Genomic DNA, 2,923 nt, shown 5'->3' on the forward strand with positions numbered 1-2,923 from the left:
CATCAGACATCAGATCTGGGGGAAATTGTACTCGCAAACAGACAATAACACAAGAAAAATCATGATGTTATGAATATTTCAGGGGCGACTAAATAAAATCAAATACCCAAAGTCAATAATCCGTTCATTGAACAAGGTTCGCCAACGTCTCTTCGTAACATTTCACCCATCGCTCGACATCAAACAAAACTGAAGAACGAATTTCACGCAAGCGATCGCGCGCCTTTTGGAGCCGTTCCGCAGACGAAGCGTAGTAGACAATCATATCCTCATATTCGCGCATGTCACGCGCTATGAAATCACCCAGCCCGGCGGCCTGCAATAAGGCCCCCGCCATGCGTGACGCGAACGTCTTGCCAGAAATGGTGATGAGAGGCAACCCCATCCAGAGCGCGTCATTGGCCGTGGTTCCCGCATTGAATGGATAGGTGTCCAGAAAAAGGTCGGCCAGCGCATAACGCGCTAGGTATTGGGGATGCGAGGTGCGTTTGGCAAAAACTAACCGTGCCGGGTCCACGCCACGCGCCATTGCTTCCTGACGCAGCGAGATCGGCACCTGGCTGTTGTCTTCCAGCAACCACAGAACCGCATCCGGCAGGAGCTTAAGGACACGCATCCATACATCAAAAATTTCCGGCGTAATCTTGTAGTTATTATTCATGCAACAAAGTACCACGCCGCGCTCCGGCAGGCCACAGTCCTGTCGGCGCGGAATCTCGGCCACTTCGCGTTTGCGGTCGCTCACCTGATAGACATCAGGCATGTAGAGCGGTTTTTCGGTGTAGTAGCTCGCGAATTCCGGGGGAATCAAATACCTATCGGCAATGACATAATCAATGAAGGGGAAGCCGGTCGTTGCAGGCAGCCCCAGATACGTGAGCAGAACCGGAGCAGGACGCCACGCAAATATTCGCGGTCTCGCGCCATGCGTTTGCCCCTGCAGATCCACGAGAATATCGATTTCGTTCGCTCGAATCAACCGCGCCGCTTCCTCATCGGTCAGACCCTTGACATCAATAAAATGGTCAACGGCCTGCCGTATACGCGCTCTGAGTGCAGAGCCATCTTCGGGAGACCAGTCGAACACATAAACTTCAAAGCGGGAACGGTCGTGCAGCTCGAACAACTCGACCGTAAGCATGGCCACCGGATGCTGGCATAAGTCGGACGAGCAGTAGCCGATACGCAGACGCCCGTGACCGTAGGCTGCGGTTGGAGCCAGGCGTTCGCTTGGTAATGGCGACAGTTTACTTTGAACGTAGCGTTGGGCCGCTTCCAACTGTTCACGCGGATCATCCGACAACGCAATCATCGCCAGGGTCGACGTGTTGGCACGGAGGACCTCGGTCGTCAGGCCAGGAGGGGGGTCATAAACTGGCCAGCGGCATTGTTTGGCACGCTGGAAGATCCAATGATGAATAGCGTCCGGCTGTAGCGGATTGAGCCTTAAGCTGTCTGTCAACGCGGCGGTTGCCTCTGCGTACCGCTTGAGTCCCTCCAAATGGCGGCCGATGTGATTGAGCGCTGTGACTGCCAACTGTTTTTGATCGTCTTTCGTCGTATCGACCTTTTCGACGATGTGGCGCCATTGCCCCAGCGCCGCATCGGTTTTCCCCATTCGCTCGTACACCAAACCAAGGTTGATACGGGCCTGCCAGAAGGTTGGCGCCCGATGGACAACCTGAAGGTAAGCGTCGAGGGATCCTTCATGGTCGCCCAACTGAGCCAGGAGAGCGCCGAGATTGAACCAGATCAGGTGTTCGCCACCCGGCGCGCGCGAGGGCGTTGCTAGCCATGTGCGGTACAGTGCCACAGCGAGTGCGGGGCGTCCGCCGGCCAGCCAGCGCTCACTGTGTTCCACAACCTCCAGCAACCCCAGGTGACCGTTCCAGGCAGCTTCAATCTGATCAGCATACTCAAGCTGCTCGGCCATTCTGCCATGCTCTCCGTCTTACGAACCCAAATTAAGATGTGGGATTTGGTCGCTCGTGAAGGCCGCGATCTGGGTTGGTGTCATGGCCGCCAGTTGCGCGGTTGTCAAAGCTTTTACTTGATCTGAGTTCAGTGCTTTAATAGCTGTGGCGTTCAAACCTTTAATAGCATCTGTCGTTATTGCTTGAAGGTCCTCGGTTTCCAGTCCTGAAATCTGCGCAGCCGTCAGTGCGGCAACCTGGGCCGACGTGAGCGCCCCCGCCTGCGCCGTGCTCAACGCCACCACCTGCGCCGTGCCCAGCGCCTTGACCTGCGCCGCGGTGAGCGCCGCCACATCCTCCGTGTCCAGGCTCGCAACCTGATCCGTGCCCAGCGCCGCCACCTGCGCCGCCGTCAGCGCCTTGACTTGGTCCGACGTCAGATTCTTCGTAAAGTCCGTGCCCGCACCTTGCAGCTGCGTCGTCGTCAGCGCCACGAGCTGCGCCGACTTGAGCGCCTGCACTTGATCCGACGTCAGCGCCTGCAACTGTGCCGTGGTCAACGCCTTGACCTGCGCCGCGGTGAGCGCCGCCACCTGCGCTGTGTTCATCTCAGCCAAATCAGCCGTCTCGATTGCCGCCACCTGCGCCGCGGTGAGCGCCGCCACCTGCGCCGTACCCAACGCCTTGACTTGATCCGAGGTCAACGCTTCAACCGCTGCCGTGCTCAACCCCTTGAGTTGCACCCCACCCAAGGCACCCACTTGATCCGTGGTCAACGCCTGCACCTGCGCCGTCCCTAGACCCTTGATCGCCGCAGCGCTCAAGCCTTTAATGGCGTCCGTACCAATCTCTTTCAAATCCTCCGTCTCCAGCGCCGCCACCTGCGCCGACGTCAGCGCCGCAATCTGTGCGTACTTCGTCGTCCCTGAAAAATTCATTTTCACGCCGCCCGCAGCCGCAGCAGCGGCGGGTTGGCGACGCGAGTCTCGGTTGGCCGCAGCCGGACGAGC

At 58.1% G+C, this 2,923-nt stretch carries 1 protein-coding gene and 1 pseudogene; both read right to left on the reverse strand.

The window, feature by feature from the left end; genetic code table 11:
• Positions 1 to 124 precede the first annotated feature (124 nt).
• Positions 125 to 1,933, reverse strand: coding sequence for an O-linked N-acetylglucosamine transferase, SPINDLY family protein (locus tag EDC36_RS13110; RefSeq protein ID WP_132963715.1), 1,809 nt, complete (start codon positions 1,931 to 1,933; stop codon positions 125 to 127).
• Between the two features lie 18 nt (positions 1,934 to 1,951).
• Positions 1,952 to 2,923, reverse strand: a pseudogene (locus EDC36_RS13490) (heme utilization protein); the annotation flags it as partial.

It is taken from the genome of Tepidimonas ignava (assembly GCF_004342625.1).
Classification (GTDB): Bacteria; Pseudomonadota; Gammaproteobacteria; order Burkholderiales; family Burkholderiaceae_C; genus Tepidimonas; species Tepidimonas ignava.

What these genes read in the sequence shown, in the direction of transcription:
- EDC36_RS13110 (WP_132963715.1), bottom strand. Translation starts at nt 1,933, where the DNA reads ATGGCCGAGCAGCTTGAGTATGCTGATCAGATTGAAGCTGCCTGGAAC.